General features: G+C 58.7%; 16 protein-coding genes. 13 read left to right on the top strand and 3 right to left on the bottom strand.

The features are described from left to right. The first annotated feature begins 6 nt into the window (after positions 1 to 6). From OKX01_RS04750 to OKX01_RS04715, 8 genes are read left to right on the top strand one after another with little or no spacing between them, the layout of a single operon-like run. Positions 7 to 1287 carry an amidase gene (locus tag OKX01_RS04750; RefSeq protein WP_264672560.1) on the top strand — a complete coding sequence of 427 codons (1281 nt, stop codon included), beginning with the start codon at positions 7 to 9 and terminating at the stop codon, positions 1285 to 1287. A gap of 57 nt (positions 1288 to 1344) precedes the next feature. After that, a complete protein-coding gene (gene mdcA, locus OKX01_RS04745; RefSeq protein ID WP_264672559.1) occupies positions 1345 to 3027 on the top strand; it encodes a malonate decarboxylase subunit alpha in 1683 nt (560 codons plus the stop codon). A 34-nt stretch (positions 3028 to 3061) separates the two neighbouring features. Beyond that, entirely contained in the window at positions 3062 to 3412 is a 351-nt protein-coding gene (mdcC, locus tag OKX01_RS04740; protein ID WP_230019120.1) for a malonate decarboxylase acyl carrier protein, read from the top strand. After that, positions 3409 to 4311, top strand: coding sequence for a biotin-independent malonate decarboxylase subunit beta (locus tag OKX01_RS04735; protein WP_094195891.1), 903 nt, complete (start codon positions 3409 to 3411; stop codon positions 4309 to 4311). Before mdcC ends, OKX01_RS04735 begins: the two co-directional genes overlap by 4 nt. Beyond that, the gene (gene mdcE / locus OKX01_RS04730) at positions 4308 to 5021 is read left to right on the top strand and encodes a biotin-independent malonate decarboxylase subunit gamma (protein ID WP_264672558.1); all 714 of its coding nucleotides are present in this window, start codon (positions 4308 to 4310) and stop codon (positions 5019 to 5021) included. Before OKX01_RS04735 ends, mdcE begins: the two co-directional genes overlap by 4 nt. Continuing rightward, complete coding sequence (gene mdcG / locus OKX01_RS04725; RefSeq protein WP_264672557.1) at positions 5021 to 5725, top strand: malonate decarboxylase holo-[acyl-carrier-protein] synthase; 705 nt, start codon at positions 5021 to 5023, stop codon at positions 5723 to 5725. Before mdcE ends, mdcG begins: the two co-directional genes overlap by 1 nt. Next, positions 5715 to 6677: a triphosphoribosyl-dephospho-CoA synthase gene (locus tag OKX01_RS04720; protein WP_264672556.1), complete on the top strand. Its 963-nt coding sequence runs from the start codon at positions 5715 to 5717 to the stop codon at positions 6675 to 6677. Before mdcG ends, OKX01_RS04720 begins: the two co-directional genes overlap by 11 nt. A 2-nt stretch (positions 6678 to 6679) precedes the next feature. After that, positions 6680 to 7609 carry an acyltransferase domain-containing protein gene (locus OKX01_RS04715; protein ID WP_264672555.1) on the top strand — a complete coding sequence of 310 codons (930 nt, stop codon included), beginning with the start codon at positions 6680 to 6682 and terminating at the stop codon, positions 7607 to 7609. 183 nt (positions 7610 to 7792) lie between these two features. Here the strand turns inward: OKX01_RS04715 and OKX01_RS04710 are convergent, their stop codons facing one another. The 3 genes from OKX01_RS04710 to OKX01_RS04700 all read right to left on the bottom strand — a co-directional run bounded on the left by OKX01_RS04710 (position 7793) and on the right by OKX01_RS04700 (position 10883). Beyond that, the gene (locus tag OKX01_RS04710) at positions 7793 to 8785 is read right to left on the bottom strand and encodes a LysR family transcriptional regulator (protein ID WP_319802198.1); all 993 of its coding nucleotides are present in this window, start codon (positions 8783 to 8785) and stop codon (positions 7793 to 7795) included. Positions 8786 to 8932: 147 nt separating this feature from the next. Further along, entirely contained in the window at positions 8933 to 9745 is an 813-nt protein-coding gene (locus tag OKX01_RS04705; RefSeq protein WP_162496942.1) for a mechanosensitive ion channel family protein, read from the bottom strand. A 526-nt stretch (positions 9746 to 10271) separates the two neighbouring features. Then, the gene (locus OKX01_RS04700) at positions 10272 to 10883 is read right to left on the bottom strand and encodes a class I SAM-dependent methyltransferase (RefSeq protein ID WP_121738378.1); all 612 of its coding nucleotides are present in this window, start codon (positions 10881 to 10883) and stop codon (positions 10272 to 10274) included. Positions 10884 to 10971: 88 nt separating this feature from the next. Between OKX01_RS04700 and OKX01_RS04695 the strand changes: the two genes are divergently transcribed. From OKX01_RS04695 to OKX01_RS04675, 5 genes are all read left to right on the top strand, one after another. Beyond that, the gene (locus OKX01_RS04695; protein ID WP_094195883.1) at positions 10972 to 11970 is read left to right on the top strand and encodes an LLM class flavin-dependent oxidoreductase; all 999 of its coding nucleotides are present in this window, start codon (positions 10972 to 10974) and stop codon (positions 11968 to 11970) included. After that, positions 11967 to 12893 carry a LysR substrate-binding domain-containing protein gene (locus OKX01_RS04690; protein WP_094195882.1) on the top strand — a complete coding sequence of 309 codons (927 nt, stop codon included), beginning with the start codon at positions 11967 to 11969 and terminating at the stop codon, positions 12891 to 12893. Before OKX01_RS04695 ends, OKX01_RS04690 begins: the two co-directional genes overlap by 4 nt. A 75-nt stretch (positions 12894 to 12968) precedes the next feature. After that, on the top strand, positions 12969 to 14000 hold the full coding sequence (locus OKX01_RS04685; protein WP_125276983.1) for a Bug family tripartite tricarboxylate transporter substrate binding protein: 1032 nt from the start codon (positions 12969 to 12971) through the stop codon (positions 13998 to 14000). Next, complete coding sequence (locus OKX01_RS04680) at positions 13997 to 15604, top strand: gamma-glutamyltransferase family protein (protein WP_264672554.1); 1608 nt, start codon at positions 13997 to 13999, stop codon at positions 15602 to 15604. The genes OKX01_RS04685 and OKX01_RS04680 overlap by 4 nt, the downstream gene beginning before the upstream one ends. A gap of 408 nt (positions 15605 to 16012) precedes the next feature. Beyond that, a complete protein-coding gene (locus tag OKX01_RS04675) occupies positions 16013 to 17857 on the top strand; it encodes an ABC transporter ATP-binding protein (RefSeq protein ID WP_264672553.1) in 1845 nt (614 codons plus the stop codon). The last annotated feature ends 25 nt before the right edge of the window (positions 17858 to 17882 follow it).

Raw genomic sequence — 17882 nt, 5'->3', positions numbered from 1 at the left:
CTTGCCATGTCTGTGAATGATTTCGCTACCCGAAACATGACATCCAGCCAGAAGGCGGCAGAAGCAGCGATTGCCCGCTACGAGCAAACCGAGGATCTGATTCAGGCCTTTGCCCATCTGGACAAGGAGCAGGTACGGCGCATCGCCCAAGAACAGGAGAGCAACACGGGCCCCTTGAAGGGGCTGGTCATCGGCATCAAGGATTTGATCAATACCAAGGACGCTCCAGCCACCTATGGGTCACCCATTTATCGCGACAACCGCCCCACCCAGGATGCCGCCATTGTGCAAGCCCTGATGGCGGCCGGTGCCGTGCCATTTGGCAAAACCGTCACCACGGAGTTTGCCTTGTTCAGCCCGCCCAAGACACGCAACCCCTGGAATCTGGAGCATACCCCGGGCGGTTCCTCGTCCGGCTCGGCCGCTGCCGTGGCCGCCAATGTGGTTCCGGTGGCCTTGGGCACCCAGACAGCGGGGTCCGTGGTGCGTCCTGCCACCTTCTGCGGAATTTATGGCTTCAAGCCCAGCTTTGGTGCCCTGCCCAGCAGCGGGCTGAAAACCATCAGCCCCTCTTTGGATACCGTGGGGATTCTTGGCCAAGGCCTGGACGATGTACGCCGGGTCTTTAACGCCCTGCGCAGCACGCCGGAAGTGTCGCAAGTCCTGCTGCAAGCCCCTTTGCGCATGAGCTTTTTACACACCCCCTGGTGGGACGACATTGCCGAGGACCTACGCGATCGGCTGGAGGCCATCGTCACCCACCTAAAAAGGGACGAGGGCCAGTTTGACGTTCAACTTAGCGATAAGGACAAGCTATTTGGAGAACTGACCCACGCTCAGCAAACCATCATGGGCGCTGAGGTGTTGATCCATTTAGGCCATGAACGCCAGCACCACCTTGAACAGCTCTCGCCGGCTTTACAAACCTATCTGGAGAAATCTGCACAGATCCCGACTGCCGAGCTGACCCAGGCCCAAGCCGTAATCAACCAGGTCAAGCGTCAGCCCGAACTGATCTTCGGCGAGGCGGACCTGATCCTGAGCGCCGCTGCCCTGGGCGAGGCACCTACTCGCGACACCACGGGCGACCCCGTGCTGTGCCGTGCCTGGACGGCGCTGGGCATTCCGTGCATCAACCTGCCCCTCGGTTTTGGCAACCACGGGCTTCCGTTAGGACTGCAAGTGGCCGCCCGCCCCGGGCAGGACGACCTACTGCTCGAGGCGGCCACCCGCATTGCCCATCGTCTAGGCACCTTAACAATCGCGCTGCCTGAACTACGATCCTGAAGGGCCAGGCAACTTGTTTAACGAATCACATCGACAGAGGTATGACAGGGAAACCCAATGACGGACAGCAACTGGAATCTTAAGAATCAAGCCCGCCAGCAAAGACTGCAACGTGCCCGCCGCGCACTGGGAGACTCTTTGCAAGGCAAACTATGCAGCACGGATAAAGCCAGCGCCTTGCTGGAAGCCGTATTACAAGTAGGAGATCGAGTCTGCCTGGAAGGCAATAACCAGAAGCAGGCCGATTTTCTGGCCGACGCACTGGTAGGAGTCGACCCAGCGCAGATTCATGACCTGCACATGGTGCAATCCGTGCTGGCTTTGCCCCAGCATCTGGATGTGTTTGAAAAAGGCATTGCCAGCCGCCTGGACTTCAGTTTTTCCGGCCCGCAAGGTGCGCGCCTGGCCAGGCTGGCCTCGGCAGGACGGCTGAACATCGGTGCCATTCATACCTATCTGGAGTTGTTTGCCCGTTACTTTGTCGATTTGACCCCAAATGTCGCGCTCATCGCGGCCCAGGCCGCCGATGAGCACGGCAATCTGTACACCGGCCCCAATACCGAAGACACCCCGGCCATTGTGGAGGCCACCGCGTTTTCCGGCGGCATTGTCATCGCCCAGGTCAACGAGCTGGTCGACAGCAAGACCACCCGCCTGCCGCGCGTGGACATTCCCGCCGACTGGGTGAACTTCGTAGTGCCCGCTCCACGCCCGCACTTTATTGAACCGCTGTTTACCCGCGACCCCGCCCAGATCAGCGAAATCCAGGTCTTGATGGCCATGATGGCCATCAAGGGCATCTACGCAGAGTACGGCGTGCAACGCCTGAACCACGGCATCGGTTTTGATACCGCCGCCATTGAATTGCTGCTACCCACTTACGGGGAGTCGCTGGGCCTGAAAGGCAAGATTTGCCAGCACTGGGCCTTGAATCCTCACCCTGCCCTGATCCCGGCCATTGAAGCCGGTTGGGTGCAATCGGTACACTCCTTCGGCTCCGAGCTGGGCATGGAAAACTATCTGCGTGCCCGCTCCGATGTGTTCTTCACCGGCCCGGATGGCAGCATGCGCAGCAACCGCGCTTTCTGTCAGGCGGCCGGCCACTACGCCTGCGACCTGTTCATCGGCTCCACCTTGCAGATCGACCTGCATGGCAACAGCTCCACCGCCACGCTCGGCCGTATTGCTGGTTTTGGTGGCGCACCCAATATGGGCGCGGATGCACGCGGTCGTCGCCACACCAGCCCCGCCTGGTTGAAGGCCGGTCAACAAGCCCGCGAAGGTCGTCAGGGTGCAGCCGGTACGCCGCGTGGTCAAAAGCTGGTGGTGCAAATTGTGGAGACCTTCCGCGAACACATGACCCCCGCTTTTGTAGACACTCTGGACGCCTGGACCCTGCAAGAGCAAACCGGCATGGATCTGCCTCCCATCATGGTGTACGGCGACGATGTCACCCACATCCTGACTGAAGAAGGCATCGCCAATCTCTTGCTGTGCCGTACCGACGAAGAACGCGAACAGGCCATACGCGGCGTTGCGGGCTACACACAAGTAGGTCTGGGACGCGATGCCCGCATGGTGGAGAACCTGCGCGATCGCGGCATCATCCGTCGCCCCCAGGATCTGGGCATAGACCCACGCCAGGCCACACGCAATCTGTTGGCCGCACGCAGCATGCGGGATCTGGTTCAGGCCTCCGGCGGGCTATATCAACCGCCGGCACGCTTTCGTAACTGGTAATGGCCCGCCACGCTATTTGAATTAGGAGATCACGATGACAAACCGTCCTCATGGCCTGGAAACCCTGGCCTACCGTTTCAAAGGACAAGAGCCCATCGCCACCTTCCAGCCAGTGCTGGTGGGCGTCGTAGGCTCGGGCAATCTGGAAGTGCTGGCCGAGCCCAAGGACAGCCCCGACTGCACCATCCATATTCACACCTCGGCACGCGGCTTCTCCACGATCTGGGATGCGGTGGTACGGGACTTTCACCAGCGCCATCCGCTGGCCGGTATTCACTTTGACATCAACGATATGGGGGCCACCCCGGCCGTGGTCAGCCTGCGTCTGGACCAGGCCGCCAGCGAAGCCCTGGCACGCAGCCAAGCACAAGGAACACCGTCATGAGCAGTTATCTGGAATGTTCTGCCCGCCAGCGCGTCCAGGCTCTGTTTGACGCGAACAGCTTTCACGAATGGCTGCCCCCCGCACAACGCTTGAGCAGCCCTCACTTAGCCCAATTGGGGGTGCCTTCTTCCTTTGATGATGGCGTGGCCATCGGCCATGCCTTGCTGGAAGGACAGACCGTTTATGTGGCCGCACAAGAGGGCGAGTTCATGGGCGGTGGCGTGGGCGAAGTTCACGGCGCCAAACTGGTGGGCCTGCTGCGCCGAGCCTTGATCGACCGCCCTGCGGGTGTGGTACTGCTGCTGGAGTCCGGTGGTGTGCGCTTGCACGAAGCCAATGCCGGGTTGATTGCCGTCTCCGAAGTGATGCGCGCCTTGCTGGATACGCGTAATGCCGGTGTGCCGGTGATTGCCTTGGTGGGTGGGCAAAACGGTTGCTTTGGTGGCATGGGCATTGTGGCCCGCTGCACCAACCACCTGATCATGAGTGACGTAGGCCGTCTGGCCATGTCCGGCCCGGAGGTGATTGAAGCCTCGCACGGCGTTGAAGAATACGACTCCAAAGATCGTGCTTTGGTCTGGCAAACCAGTGGCGGAAAACACCGCTGGTTAACGGCGGATTGCGACGATCTCGTGTCCGATACCGTGGCCGCTTTCCGCGCCGCTGCCATACAAGGATTGAAAAACCCGGCCCGTGGCCCGGTCACCCTGGAAGAGCTCGAGCAGGAACATCAGTTGCTGGCACACCGCGCGGCCCTGCTGCCCGTAGAGCAATGGGATCACACCGAGAATCAGGCCCAGACCTTGTGGCAAGCGCTGGGGCTGGAACAAAGCGATCACGTCGGGCAGATGGACGCGGCCGCCGTCAAAGCATTACGCCGCCAGGAGGTGCTGTCATGAAATGGGAAACACTGGTGCAAACTCTGTTCGATACGCAGCACAGCATCACCGAACAGAGTTTGTTCTTGCAAGGCAATGCCGAGTTTGATGGCCAGACCCTGGCCGTTATCGGGACTACCGAACACGCCGCCATCGGCGTGGCTCTGGCCCTGACCCAGGCACAGGCCGTGCTGGACATCATCAAGAACCATCCAGGCCGCAGCCTGCTGCTGTTGGTCGATACCCAAGGCCAGCAACTGCGCCGCCGCGATGAGCTGCTGGGCATCAACCGCGCTATGGCTCACTTGGGCATGTGCCTGGATCTGGCCCGACGCAAAGGCCACAAAGTCATTGGGCTGGTATATGACCAGGCTCTGTCCGGTGGTTTCATCACCTCCGGCCTGATTGCCGATGCCTGCTATGCCGTGCCTGAAGCCGAGATCCGCGTCATGCGCATCCCTGCCATGGCCCGCGTCACCAAGCTGCCCGAAGCCATGCTGGAAGAGCTGGCGCAATCCAATCCGGTCTTTGCGCCCGGCGTCGGCAACTACGTGGCCATGGGAGGTATTGAGTCTGTCTGGGAGAGCAGTTCGCCAGAGCAACTGCGCGCTTCATTACGTGCGGCACTGGCCCAGTCCAATAATCAGGATCGCCGCGCCAGCGAGGGTGCCGAACGTGGTGGCCGCCGTCTGGCTGCGCAGATCATTGAACAGGTCTTGCAGGCATCCTGATGACCGCCCCACTGCCCGCTCGCCGTCACCACCTGATCACGCTGGACAGCACTGCCTGGGATCAGGTGCTGGCTGATCTGGAGCCGAGCAGCCACACCTATCAATGCCTGTGCAGATGGCAGGCCCGAGGCTGGCCGCTGGTCGTCAGCCGTCAGCCGGGCGAGCTGCGTAGCGGGCAACTGCAAGTGGGCATTCCTTTGCCGACCGATTGGGGACGGCAAAGGCTGTCCCTGATCGTTCCCCAGGCTCGGAGCGTGAGCTGGGGCAGTTTTCCCCCCGCCCATGAAGCCCAAACCTTGCTGCCGGTTTCCTTGGCACAAGACTGGCTGAGCTTATGCCAACAGATGCAGGCACACAGCTGCACGGCGCAGGTCTATGGCAGTTATGGCTGGGAACTGATCACCGGACAAGGCTATGTGCGTGAAGGCTCGGACCTGGATTTGCTGCTGCCCGTGCAATGCGCCACGCAGGCCGATCGTCTGGTGCAGCTATTACGTGCAGCCAACGAATGGCCCGGTTTCCCCCGTCTGGATGGCGAGCTGCTGTTTCCCAACGACGACGCCATTGCCTGGCGTGAATGGCAGCAATGGCGCAGCGGCGCCAGCCGCAAAGTCATGATCAAACACACGCATGGTTTACGTATTCAGGCGCACTCGGACTGGCCCGAGCACGCCCCTAGCCTGGAGTCTTCTCATGCTGCTTGATGCCATTGAAACCAGGGCATTGGCACCGTTACCCACTGCCCCCGACTCCATGGACCCATCCCGTTCCTGGAGCTGCGCGGCCATAGGTCGAGCAGCCGTTCTGGCGCTGTATGACGAGCTGATTCTGGCCCCCAAACCCGGGCTGGTTTCCCTGATCGACAGCGGCAGCCATGACGATATGGATGCCAGCACTTTTTATCGCAGTCTGTTTGCCTTGCGCCACTACTTCACCGACATGGCGGCCCTGGGCCAACAGCGTGTTCCATTCAACCAACTGCAAACTCGCGGGATTGCAGCGGAGGCTCGCATGCAGGCCGCCACGGGGGGCATCAATACCCACCGTGGCGCCATTTTCATGCTGGGCCTGTTGTGCGCAGCCGCAGGCGCCTGCCTTCCTTTTCGCACCCTGACTCCCGCCACGATTCGGGACCAACTTCAAACATTATGGGGGGCGGCTTTACAGGCCCGCAGCCTGCAAGCATCGTCCGCACTGCCGGGCGGACGGGCGGTACGCCGCTATGGCTTGCAAGGCGCGAACCAGGAAGCCGCCCAGGGCTTTCCCACCTTGTTTGAAACGGCCTGGCCCGCCTGGCAAGTCGCTGTCAACACTTTGTCTCCGCACAGCACACCAGTGGCAGAACAGCAGTTGCAAACCGTGGGTTTGCATACCTTGTTTTCTGTCATGGCGGTCCTTGACGATAGTAATCTGGCCCATCGTGGCGGACTGGAGGGACTACACTACGCGCGCCGCTGCGCCGCACAATACTTACAAGCGGGCAGTGCGTTCACCCCCGACGCAATGCAACGCGCGCAAGCCGTGCATCAAGCCTTCATGAAACGCCACCTGTCCCCCGGAGGTGCAGCCGATACCCTGTCGGCCTGCTGCTGGCTGGACCGATTGCAAGCCTATGCACCCGGTGGTGCCAGCCAGCGTCGCCCTACTGGAGCCTGACCATGAAAATCGCCCTGCTGTTTTCCGGGCAAGGCATGCAATATGCAGACATGCTGCCCTGGATGAACCCGGCCCATCCCCTGCTGCTGCAAATGCAGGAGCAATTGCACGTTCCCGACTGGCGCGCTGCCATGCGCGATAGCAGTTGGGCCAGCACCAATGCCCATGCGCAAGTCGTGCTGACGGCATGCGCACTGGCCGCCTGGCAGCAATTGCAGGAGCAAGTCCCTGCCCTGCAATCCTCCAGTCAATCTTTGGCCGCCGTGGCGGGCTACAGCATTGGCGAGCTGGCAGCCGCTTGTGTCGCCGGGGTTTTATCTGTCAGCGATACCGTCACCCTAGCCGGACAAAGAGCCGCCTTGATGGACCAGGCCGGAGCCGGGCAAGACAGCAGCATGCTGGCGATAAGCGGTGTTCCAATTCGGACGATTGAACAATGGTGCCAAGCACAGGGCGCCGCCTTGGCCATACGCAATGGCCCCGATAGTGCGGTGTGTGCGGGCCCGCGTGACAAGCTCTGTACCCTGGAAAAGTTTGCTCAAGAACAAGGGGCTCGTTGCACACCCTTGTCCGTGAATATTGCGTCCCATACCCATTGGATGAGCAGCGCGGCTCACGCCTTTCAGGAGCAACTGAATCAAAGCGCACTGGCTGCCCCGAACGTGCCGTGGCCCACCAATGCCGGAGTGTGGGTGCATAATGCCGCTACCGCTGCCCAGGCCTTATCGGCGCAAATAATGCAAACTGTGCAATGGGATTCCTGCATGGAGCAGATTGAAGAACGACAGCCTAATGTGGTGCTGGAAATTGGTCCGGGCCGTAGCCTGGCGAGCATGTGGAATCAACGCTATCCCGAGATTCCCGCACGCAGTGTAGACGAGTTCCAAGCCCTGGAGGGTTTGCAACGCTGGCTGTCACGCTGGGCGGGATAAATGCAGCGCGACATCGTGCGCTGGACATGCATCATCCCTGATCAGGATTCAACACTCGGGCCGCCGTAATCGGCCAGTACCTAAGCGACAGAGGGTGCCAGCAGCGCTCAATAGCGGCCCTGTGAAGCCATGCACAAGAGAAAGAGAACAAAAGAAGGACCTGACGCCGTTTTCAGATCCACATCAGGCAGACTTCTGCCCTTCTTTTTCCAGCTGCGTGCGCACGATCCGGCAGGCCCGTAACAAGCTCAACACATTCGGGCTACGCTCACGCGACTTCATGCAAACCAGACCGATGCGCTGTAAATGTCGATACGGCGGCTCCAGACTGAACCACTGAATCTTGTCAGAGAAAACCTCTTTGGCACGGGCTGGCAAAAGGGAACACCCCACCCCGCCGCTGACCAGGCTCATCAAAGAAAAGATGTCTCCGGTGCGCATCACAATATCGGCATCGAACCCGGCTTTGGCCAGCATGCGCTGCATGTCCCGGCCTGTCGCAAAGTCATCGGTCAGCGACACAAAGCGTTCCTTGGAGCAACGCTCCAGATCCACTACGGACGAATCCGAACCTTGCCAATCCACAGGGGCGGCAAACATCAGCTCATCATGAAAAACAGGCAGCATTTCCAGGTCATCAGGCTGCTTTTGAGGCAACTCGATCAAGGCGGCATCAATATGACCGCCCCGCAGCTTTTGCAGCAGTTTCTCGTTGGAATCCAACACCAGATCAATCTGCATGGCAGGTTTGTGGACCTTAAGCTCTACCAAAAGGCGTGGCACCAAACGTATTGTTAGCGAATACATGGAGCCAATGCGCAACTGATCCGAAGAATACCCCCCCGCTGCGCGGGCATTATCAATACCATGCTGCAAGGTACGGATGGTTTCCTTGGCGGCTTCAGCCAGCTCGCGTGCCGACTCTTGTGGCACCAGGTTGCGCCCTTCCTGCAGGAACAAGGGGCAGCGCAAGCCTTCTTCCAGACTTTTCAATGCTCGATGCACACTGACCGCACTGGTACCCAATTGTTCAGCGGCACGGGCAATCGTGCCGGCTTCCAGAAAAGCCAGCAAAACTTCCAGGCGTCGTACCGTGATTTTTTCGTCGATCAGAAACATCGTGGGGGTGGGAAGAAAAACAGCGCTAAGGCCACCAGTATGGAGCAAGCCTGACATCAATCCAATTCAGGCTAACCCGAAAAAAATGCCCCAAGCCGCTAACAACACGGCTTGAGGCATTTTCTCTTTATCTCAGACTTACCTGAGTCAAAAGCCCGAATAATGTGCTTGCAGACCTGACATCCAAGCCCGAAGCCAACAGGATCACGCGGCCTTTTTCTCCGCACCCGATTGCACGATTTCTCGCACAGGAACCGGAGTCTGCAAACCAGCCTGATTCAATACCTGAACCGCACGGCGGAACAGATCAAAACGGGCATCCCAGAAATCAGCAGAACTGATCCAGGCACGCAGGTTTACCGTAATCACGCTGTCTTTGTACTCCATGACCATCACCACCGGGGCCGGGTCCTTGAGCACCTGCGGATGTTCATTCAACAAGTCCTGCAACAGCTTGATAGCCAGATCCAGATCATCGCCATAACGCACGCCCACACCAAAGTCCAAACGACGCGTCGCATTGCGGCTGTAGTTGATGATGGGGTTACCCCAGATCAGGCTGTTAGGCAATGTGAATTGAATGCCATCCACTTGTTCAAAACGGGTCAGGAACAACCCCACTTCCTGCACGGTACCGTCGCCTTTACCGACTACCGACACAAACTCGCCGGCACGCAAAGGACGCAGCATCAGCAACATGATGCCGGCGGCAATATTTTGCAGTGTGTTCTGCAAGGCCAGACCAACGGCCAAACCAGCAGCACCCAACACCGCAATAATGCTGGCGGTCTGTACGCCAAACCGCGCCAGTACGGCGATCAGCACAAAGACACGAATTGTCCAAACCGTCACAGACTGGGCCATAGGCACAATCGTGGGGTCCACTCGGGGAGAGCGGGCTGCCATCCGCTTGATGGCACGACCGGCAACGGCAGACAGCCACCAGCCAATGATCAGAATCAACAAAGCGATCACGACATTAAGCGCAATCGCGACAACGGCGGGAAACTCTGTCATCCAGGTTTGCAATTTTTCCACGTTTCAATCTCCTCAATTAAAAGGCAAAGCACCGAAGGGACTGGCCGCTAAGGGTAAACATTGCTAGTGCGCATCATAGCCTTGGGGGGGACATGAACCCAAGTGGACTAAGCTTTCCAGCTTATCCCCGAAAACTGTGGATAGCTCATAGGAAAAACTGGGCAAATCAGGAAAACTTTCAGTAGTATCAGCGGCTTAAAAACGGCGAACAGAAATCAACCAAATCCGGAAACAGCGCCCCGCTTATCCCCATAAAATGTGGACAAGTCACAGGATAAACCGTGAATCAATGAACTTATTTCAATATAATCAATCACTTACACAAAGCGATCAGAGAATCGACAATTCTTTACCATTTTTTTCCTTGGGCAAGCACCGGTTTGTTGAAAACCGGCTTATCCACAAAAGATGTGCATAATAATAGGGAAAACCCCTGTATTAGCAAAAAATAGGCTTATAAAACAATCCCCTAAGTAGCCAGGTCAGGGATTCACCAATTCGCTCATCATCGGGCCGGTACGCGCCACAAGGATGCCAACCAATGTTGCTCTTGCACTGGCCTGTCTGTAGGGCGATAAAAGTGCTTGATATATTCAAAGCCCGCTTGCTCCAGACGCTCTGACCACTGCTCCCAACTGTAGTAACAACCGTAGCGCTGACCATTCCAACCTTCCTGTCCCTGACCGCGCGGATTGGAGGAAAACAGCACCCCGCCTGGTCGCAGGCTGTGCCGTAAGGCCGTCAGCACGGCGGACAGCTCCGCACTGGGTATGTGGAATAACACGGCGTTGGCAAACACGCCATCAAACGCAGCAGCAGGCAAGTTCAAATCCAGAAAATCCTGATGCAATACGGGCAAGCCAGTTTGCTGACGAGCCATTTCCACAAAAGCTGCGCAGCCATCCAAGCCCACCGGGCGATGGCCCATGGCCTGAAACGCGACCAGATCCCGCCCCGGCCCACAGCCCAGATCCAGAATATCCACAGGCCCCGGCAAACCGATCGCCGCCAGCAAGGCGTCGCGATTCTGACTGACGTCATGGTCCCACGTGCCGTCCCGATAGGCCTGCGCATGATCCTGGTAATGATTGACGGTGCGACGACTGGTTTCTTTCATCTGAACATCCTTGCCTAAGCTATGGGTTTACTTGACGCTGCCTAACGATGGATCGACTATATCCCGAGTCCAATTTGAATCCGATGCCATGAAGCCAAGCTATCCGCTCTCCGTCCTAGACCTATCCCCTATTGTTCAGGGTTCCACCCCGGCCCAGTCTTTTCGCTGTTCGGCGGATATTGCCCGTCATGCCGAGCAATGGGGCTACCACCGTTACTGGCTGGCCGAACACCACGGCATGCCCGGTATTGCCAGTGCAGCCACTTCGGTCCTGATCGGGCACATTGCCGGTCAAACCAGCCGCATTCGTGTGGGCGCAGGTGGCATCATGTTGCCTAACCACTCTCCTCTGGTGATTGCCGAGCAGTTTGGAACACTGGCCTCTCTGTACCCTGGCCGTATCGATTTGGGCCTGGGCCGTGCCCCTGGCTCCGACCCCGAAACCGCCCGCGCCTTGCGCCGCAATCTGAACAGCGACCCGGACCAGTTTCCACGCGATGTACTGGAGCTGATGGACTATATGTCCGACGAACCGCGCAACCGCATCATGGCCGTGCCCGGTCGTGGTCTGAATGTGCCGGTCTGGATTCTGGGCTCCAGCCTCTTTGGTGCTCAACTGGCTGCCGCGCTAGGCTTGCCCTATGCCTTTGCTTCGCATTTTGCGCCTGCTCAGTTGATGGATGCTATTGAGGTTTACCGCCGTCAGTTCCAGCCCTCCGTGCATCTGGAAAAACCGTACGTCATGCTGGGCTACAACGTCTTTGCCGCCGATACGCAAGACGAGGCCAAGCTACTGGCCTCCTCCTGGCAACAGTCTTTTGTGAACCTGCGCAGCGGTCGCCCCGGCCAACTGCCCCCACCCGTGCGCGATTACTACGAGCAATGCAGCCCACCGGCCCAGCACCTGCTGGACTCCCTGCTCAGCTGTACAGCCATTGGCAATCCGGAGCAAGTGCTTGAACAGATGAAAGGCTTCATTCAGCTAACGGGCGCCAACGAACTGATGCTGAACGCCAATATTTTTGATCACAGCAAGCGCTTGCGCTCCTACGAGATTGCCGCCCAGTTGCGCGGCAGTCTGATATGAACCCACGCCACCTTCAAGAAACCGCACTGCGCTACTTCCAGGAAGTCGCGCGTTGTGGCTCTATCTCGCAGGCGGCCAGCAATCTGCATGTGGCTACCTCGGCCATCAGCCGCCAGATCAGCGGGCTGGAAGAAAACCTGGGCATGGCCTTATTCGAGCGCCATGCCCGTGGCATGAACCTGACCGCGGCGGGCGAATTGCTGCTGGCCCATGCCCGCCGCAGCGCCATGGATGCCGAGCGCACCTTGCACGATATTGCCGCTTTGCAAGGGCTGCAAACCGGCCTGATCCGCATTGCCTCCTCGGAAGGTTTAGCCGCCCAACTGCTGCCCCAGTGCATCGCGCAGTTTCGTGAAAAACACCCAGGCATACGCTTTTTGCTGGACGTGCTGCCACCACAGCGGATCAGCATGCTGCTGTTAAGCGGCCAGATAGATATCGGCATCAAATTTACCCAGACGGCTGAAAAAGACATCAAGACCTTGTTCCGCCGCGATGCCCCGGTAATGGCTCTGGCTGTTCCCGGCCACCCCGTCACCCGCACCGAACGCATCAGCCTGAAAAGCCTCTTGGCCCACCCCCTGGCCTTGCCCGGTCCGGACACCACGGTGCGGCAAATGATGGACGTGGCCTGCAGCGCCCAAAATCTGAGCCTGGACCCGGTATTCAGCAGCAATCACATGCAATCCTTGCATCAATTTGCCTTGTCCGGCGCAGGCGTGACCGTATCGGCCCTGCTGTCAGCCCGTCACCTGATTGAGCAAGGTTTGCTGCAAGCCAGTTTCATCCATGAACGCGGCTTACTGAACCGCCAAATCGAAGTACAGGCCCTGGCTGGCCGCCGCTTGCCCTCTATTGTTCGCCGCTTTCTGGACGAGTTGCTGCCGCAGCTTGAAGTCGACCCGCAGGCTTTGCCAAAATAGCAACGCTGACCTGCTTATTTGTTGCTGGTTCGGCATCATCGCCTTTTCTATCATCTCTTGATTGAGGAGAGAGCCATGACAACACCCAGCAACACTGCAAGCACCGCACACCCCCCTTCGATCCACCGCCCCTGGCGACGTCTTGCCCAAACCCTGTTGGGTGCCATTCTGGCCGTCAGCAGCGTGCCGGCGGCCCATGCCAGCGATTGGCCTGATCGTCCCATTCGCCTGATCGTCCCCTTTCCCACTGGTGGTGCCACTGACGTCATCAGCCGGTTGATTGCCGAAAGCGCTGCCAAAGCGATGAACACCAACATCATCGTGGACAACCGCACGGGCGCAGGCGGCACCATTGGTTCAGCCGAAGTAGCCCGCAGCAAACCCGATGGCTACACCCTCCTGTTCACCACCAGCAGTACCCACGCAATTGCGCCACATCTGTACAAGTCTCTACCCTACGATGCAGACAAAGACTTCACCCCCATCGCCCACTTGGGTGATGCCGCCAGTGTCTTGCTGGTGAACCCGTCCGTCCCCGCACAAACCCTGCCGGAACTGATTGAGTACACCCGTGCCCATCCCGATGAGTTGAACTACGCCAGCAGTGGCAATGGCACCATCGTGCACCTGGGCACCGAGGCCTTTTTGAATCAGGCCGATATCGTCATGTCGCACGTTCCTTACCGGGGGACCGGTCAGGCCATTAACGATATGCTGGGCGGCTCGATCCATGTTTTACTGGACGCCATCCCCACCGGAATGCCGTATGTAAACAGCGGCCAATTGCGCGCCCTGGCGGTGACCGGCCCACAACGCTCGCCGCTGGCCCCCGATTTACCCACTTTTCAAGAGTCCGGCCTGCCGGGCTATGAATCAGTGACCTGGTTTGGTCTGTACGCACCCGCAGGCCTGCCCGATGAGATCCGTGATAAAGCTTATGAGGCTTTCACCCATGCCACTCAGGACCCCAACGTACGCTCACGCCTGCAAGCATTGGGCGTGGACCTGCCCCGCAGCACCAGCCAGGAAGAGTTTGTCTCTTTGGTTCGCGAGGACAGCGCACGTTGGCAAGGCCTGATCCAACTGACTGGAATACAGATTCAATGAACAAGACTGACACCTGTATGGACTGGAACAACCCCTACCCGTCCGCCCGTTCTGCGGTACTTGGCCAAAACATGGTCAGCACCTCCCACCCTTTAGCCGCACAAGCGGGCTTGCGCATGCTGCAAGCCGGTGGCAATGCAGTTGACGCAGCGTTGGCTGCTGCCATTGCCTTGACGGTCGTTGAACCCACGGGTTGTGGCATAGGCAGTGATGCCTTTGCCATCGTTTGGGATGGCAAAGAGTTACATGGCTTGAACGCTTCCGGGCGCTCGCCTCGTGGCTGGTCGCCGGATCGATTCAAAGGCCACGCGACTGTCCCCGACAAGGGCTGGGAAAGCGTGTCCGTTCCCGGTGCCGTCTCTGCCTGGGCCGAGCTGTCCAGCAAGCTGGGCCGTCTGAGTCTGGAGCAAGTCGCCGCCCCCGCCATTCATTACGCCCGAGAAGGTTTTCCGGTCTCGCCGGTTATTGCACGCTTGTGGGAACTGGGCCGTCAGCGCCTGGGCGATCAGCCCGGTTTTGCGGACGCTTTTTTACGCGATGGCAAAGCGCCTGTGGCGGGCCAGTGGTACCAGAATCAAGACCAGGCCAATACGCTGGAACGTATCGCCGCCACCCAGGGCCAGGACTTCTATACGGGTGAACTGGCCAAGCGCATTGCCGACTTCTCCCGCCTGCATGGCGGTGCCATGGACGAACAGGATCTGGCCGAACATCGTGCCAACTGGTGTGGCACCATCAGCCATCCTTTTGCCCAATCGGTCATTCATGAAATCCCCCCCAACGGTCAGGGTCTGGCGGCCTTGATGGCACTGGGCATCATGGAGCAGGCCGGCGTCGGTCAGCAACCGCTCGATCATATCGACACGGTACACATGAGCATTGAAGCCATGAAGCTGGCTTTTGCCGATCTGTACGAGCACCACGCCGATCTGGAGCACATGATTCATCAGCCCGAGCATCTGCTGGACCCGACTTATCTGCGCGAGCGCGCTGCCCTGATTCAAAGGGACAAGGCCGGCGACCCCAAGCACGGCCTGCCCGGTCCCTCGGGCACAGTCTATGTCACCGCGGCCGATTCCAGCGGCATGATGGTGTCCTTGATCCAGTCCAACTATATGGGTTTTGGTTCCGGGGTGGTGGTCCCCGGCACCGGCATCAGCATGCAGAACCGTGGCCATGGTTTTACCCTGCGTCCCGGCCATGTGAATGAAGTGGCCGGTGGCAAGCGTCCCTCTCACACCATCATTCCTGCCTTTGCCATGAATGCCGATGGCACGCCGCAAATGTCGTTTGGTGTGATGGGTGGCCCCTTCCAGTCTCAAGGCCATATGCAAATGGCGCTGCGTGTTCTGCTGTACGGCCAGAACCCGCAAGCTGCTGCCGATGCGCCACGCTGGCGTGTAACAGGTGGCCGTGGCGTGGCGGTAGAACCTAGCTTTGACCCCGCTCTGGTGCAGGCCCTGCGCGAGCGTGGTCATGAAGTCGTCGTTGAACCCGGCAGCGGTGTGTTCGCTTTTGGCGGGGCACAACTGATTCTGCGCCAGGGCAATCATTACGTGGGCGGCTCCGACCCACGTAAAGACGGGCAGGTGGTGGCTTACTAAGCCTGCTTGCCTTCCAGAGATGATTGCCTCTGCTTCGGGCCTGGATTTCGTGATCCGGGCCCAAATGCTTCTTAGGCGCCCTGACTTGTTCGATAAACAGTTCGTCCGAGCAGCGGCGTTGGCGTACCCATCCTTTCAGCCTCCCCGAACGCTAGGCGCCGGACACTACGCAGCCCGTGCTCTGACAAAGAAGATTGCGTGGCATCTGCCCTGCTCGCTGCCCAAACGTACATCGTGGTCAATATCTGACACTTCCACGACACAAAGACTGTGTTTTTATCAGGTTTTCTTCAGCCAGGCAGAATGACTGCTGTACCATCAAAAATGGCCGCTTCATCCCCCGGGAGCGGTTTTCTATTTGTCTAAACGGCCCTGTCATCCTTGAGGCCGTCCGCTGGAGCCCATTCGGTGCTGTCATTTTTTGAACGTCGATTAAACCCCTACCCCGAACAACACGTCGCCCCTCCCCCAACAGGTTTTTTCCCCTTCATTTGGGCCTGTACGAAAAATTCGCGTGGCTGGATTGGCTTGATGACCGTGACCTCAATTGGCCTATCAGCCTACGAAGCCATGCTGTTTGCCCTGCTCAGCTATATCGTGGACTGGCTGCCCTCGATTGAACCTGCCCAGTTCTGGAGCCAGCAAGGTGGCACCCTGTTGACGATTGCCGCTGTTTTACTGAGCAGCGTGGCCCTGATCAGCCTGCATACGCTGGTCATGCACCAGGTGCTGGCCATCAACTTTCCCATGCGTCTGCGCTGGCTGTTTCACAAACTGATGCTGAACCAGAGCATGTCTTTTTACGCCGACGAGTTTGCCGGTCGTATCACCACGAAAATCATGCAAACCGCTCTGGCGGTACGCGAGACCTTGTTCATGGCCGTGGAAGTGGTTGTGGGCATGAGCGCCTACCTGATCGGTATTCTAATCCTGGCCGGCAGCTTTGACCGTTTGCTGATTCTGCCCTTTCTGTTCTGGCTGCTGGGCTATGCATTAGCCTGCGTCTACTTTGTGCCCCGTCTGGGCAAAGTCGGGGCGGAGCAGGCCGATGCCCGCGCCTTGATGACGGGCCGCATTACCGACGCCTACACCAATATCAACACGGTCAAACTGTTTGCCCACACACGCCGCGAAGCAGACCACGCTAAAAACGCCATGCGCCGCTTCCAGGAAACGGGCCATGCCCAGATGCGCCTGATCAGCCTGTTTGAAGTGACCAACCACGTCCTGGCCACAGTCTTGCTGATCAGCTCGGCGGGCCTAGCCTTGTATTTGTGGTCGATTGATCAATCCACTGCCGGTGTCGTGGCGGCCGTCATTGCCATGGCATTACGGCTGTCGGGCCATTCCCATTGGCTGATGTGGGAGCTGACCAACCTGTTCGAGAACGTGGGTACGATTCAGGACGGCATCAATACCTTGACGCAAAAACCCACCGTGGTGGATGCACCCGATGCCAAGCCCCTGCAAATCGAGCAAGGCCGTATCGAGTTTCAGGACGTCAGCTTTGCTTACCGCGATAAAAGCCGTCAGGTTATCGACAAACTCAACCTGGTGATCAAACCGGGCGAACGTGTTGGCCTGATTGGCCGTTCAGGCGCGGGCAAATCCACGCTGGTCAATCTGCTGCTGCGTTTCCATGATGTCGATAGCGGCACCATCCGCATTGATGGCCAGGACATTGCCCATGTCACGCAAGACAGTTTGCGTGCTGCCATTGGCATGGTGACGCAGGATACCTCCCTGCTGCACCGTTCCATGCGCGACAACATTCTGTATGGCCGCCCCGATGCCAACGACGAGTTGCTGCATATGGCGGTAGAGCGTGCCGCCGCTGCCGACTTCATCCCGCAACTGCACGACCGCCAGGGCCGTGAAGGTCTGGACGCGCATGTGGGCGAACGTGGTGTGAAACTGTCCGGCGGACAGCGTCAGCGTGTGGCCATTGCCCGCGTCATGCTGAAAGATGCCCCCATCCTGTTACTGGATGAAGCCACCAGCGCACTGGACTCCGAAGTGGAAGCCGCCATTCAGGAAAGCCTGAACACCCTGATGCAAGGCAAGACAGTGATCGTCATTGCCCACCGCCTGTCCACCATTGCGGCACTGGACCGCTTGATTGTGCTGGACCAGGGCCGCATCATCGAGCAAGGCAGCCACCAGCAATTGCTGGAAAAAGGCGGGTTGTATGCCCGTTTATGGGCTCGTCAAAGCGGCGGATTCCTGGGAGAGACCGGCAAACAAGATGTCTAAGCCGGTGTCACTTGCTTGCAAAAAA

The sequence above is a fragment of the Alcaligenes sp. SMD-FA genome (assembly GCF_025960365.1).
Taxonomy (GTDB): domain Bacteria; phylum Pseudomonadota; class Gammaproteobacteria; order Burkholderiales; family Burkholderiaceae_B; genus Alcaligenes; species Alcaligenes aquatilis.
The sequence above is the reverse complement of the archived record's forward strand: the minus strand, read 5'-3'. Positions and strand labels throughout refer to the sequence as shown.

Excerpts from the sequence above, each read along its gene's own strand:
- OKX01_RS04695 (WP_094195883.1), top strand. The coding sequence starts at position 10,972 with ATGAAGCCAAGCTATCCGCTCTCCGTCCTAGACCTATCCCCTATTGTT.
- mdcE (WP_264672558.1), top strand. The coding sequence starts at position 4,308 with ATGAAATGGGAAACACTGGTGCAAACTCTGTTCGATACGCAGCACAGC.
- mdcC (WP_230019120.1), top strand. The coding sequence starts at position 3,062 with ATGACAAACCGTCCTCATGGCCTGGAAACCCTGGCCTACCGTTTCAAA.
- OKX01_RS04700 (WP_121738378.1), bottom strand. The coding sequence starts at position 10,883 with ATGAAAGAAACCAGTCGTCGCACCGTCAATCATTACCAGGATCATGCG.
- mdcA (WP_264672559.1), top strand. The coding sequence starts at position 1,345 with ATGACGGACAGCAACTGGAATCTTAAGAATCAAGCCCGCCAGCAAAGA.
- OKX01_RS04685 (WP_125276983.1), top strand. The coding sequence starts at position 12,969 with ATGACAACACCCAGCAACACTGCAAGCACCGCACACCCCCCTTCGATC.
- OKX01_RS04735 (WP_094195891.1), top strand. The coding sequence starts at position 3,409 with ATGAGCAGTTATCTGGAATGTTCTGCCCGCCAGCGCGTCCAGGCTCTG.
- OKX01_RS04690 (WP_094195882.1), top strand. The coding sequence starts at position 11,967 with ATGAACCCACGCCACCTTCAAGAAACCGCACTGCGCTACTTCCAGGAA.
- OKX01_RS04750 (WP_264672560.1), top strand. The coding sequence starts at position 7 with ATGTCTGTGAATGATTTCGCTACCCGAAACATGACATCCAGCCAGAAG.
- OKX01_RS04680 (WP_264672554.1), top strand. The coding sequence starts at position 13,997 with ATGAACAAGACTGACACCTGTATGGACTGGAACAACCCCTACCCGTCC.
- OKX01_RS04720 (WP_264672556.1), top strand. The coding sequence starts at position 5,715 with ATGCTGCTTGATGCCATTGAAACCAGGGCATTGGCACCGTTACCCACT.
- OKX01_RS04715 (WP_264672555.1), top strand. The coding sequence starts at position 6,680 with ATGAAAATCGCCCTGCTGTTTTCCGGGCAAGGCATGCAATATGCAGAC.
- OKX01_RS04710 (WP_319802198.1), bottom strand. The coding sequence starts at position 8,785 with ATGTCAGGCTTGCTCCATACTGGTGGCCTTAGCGCTGTTTTTCTTCCC.
- OKX01_RS04705 (WP_162496942.1), bottom strand. The coding sequence starts at position 9,745 with ATGACAGAGTTTCCCGCCGTTGTCGCGATTGCGCTTAATGTCGTGATC.
- mdcG (WP_264672557.1), top strand. The coding sequence starts at position 5,021 with ATGACCGCCCCACTGCCCGCTCGCCGTCACCACCTGATCACGCTGGAC.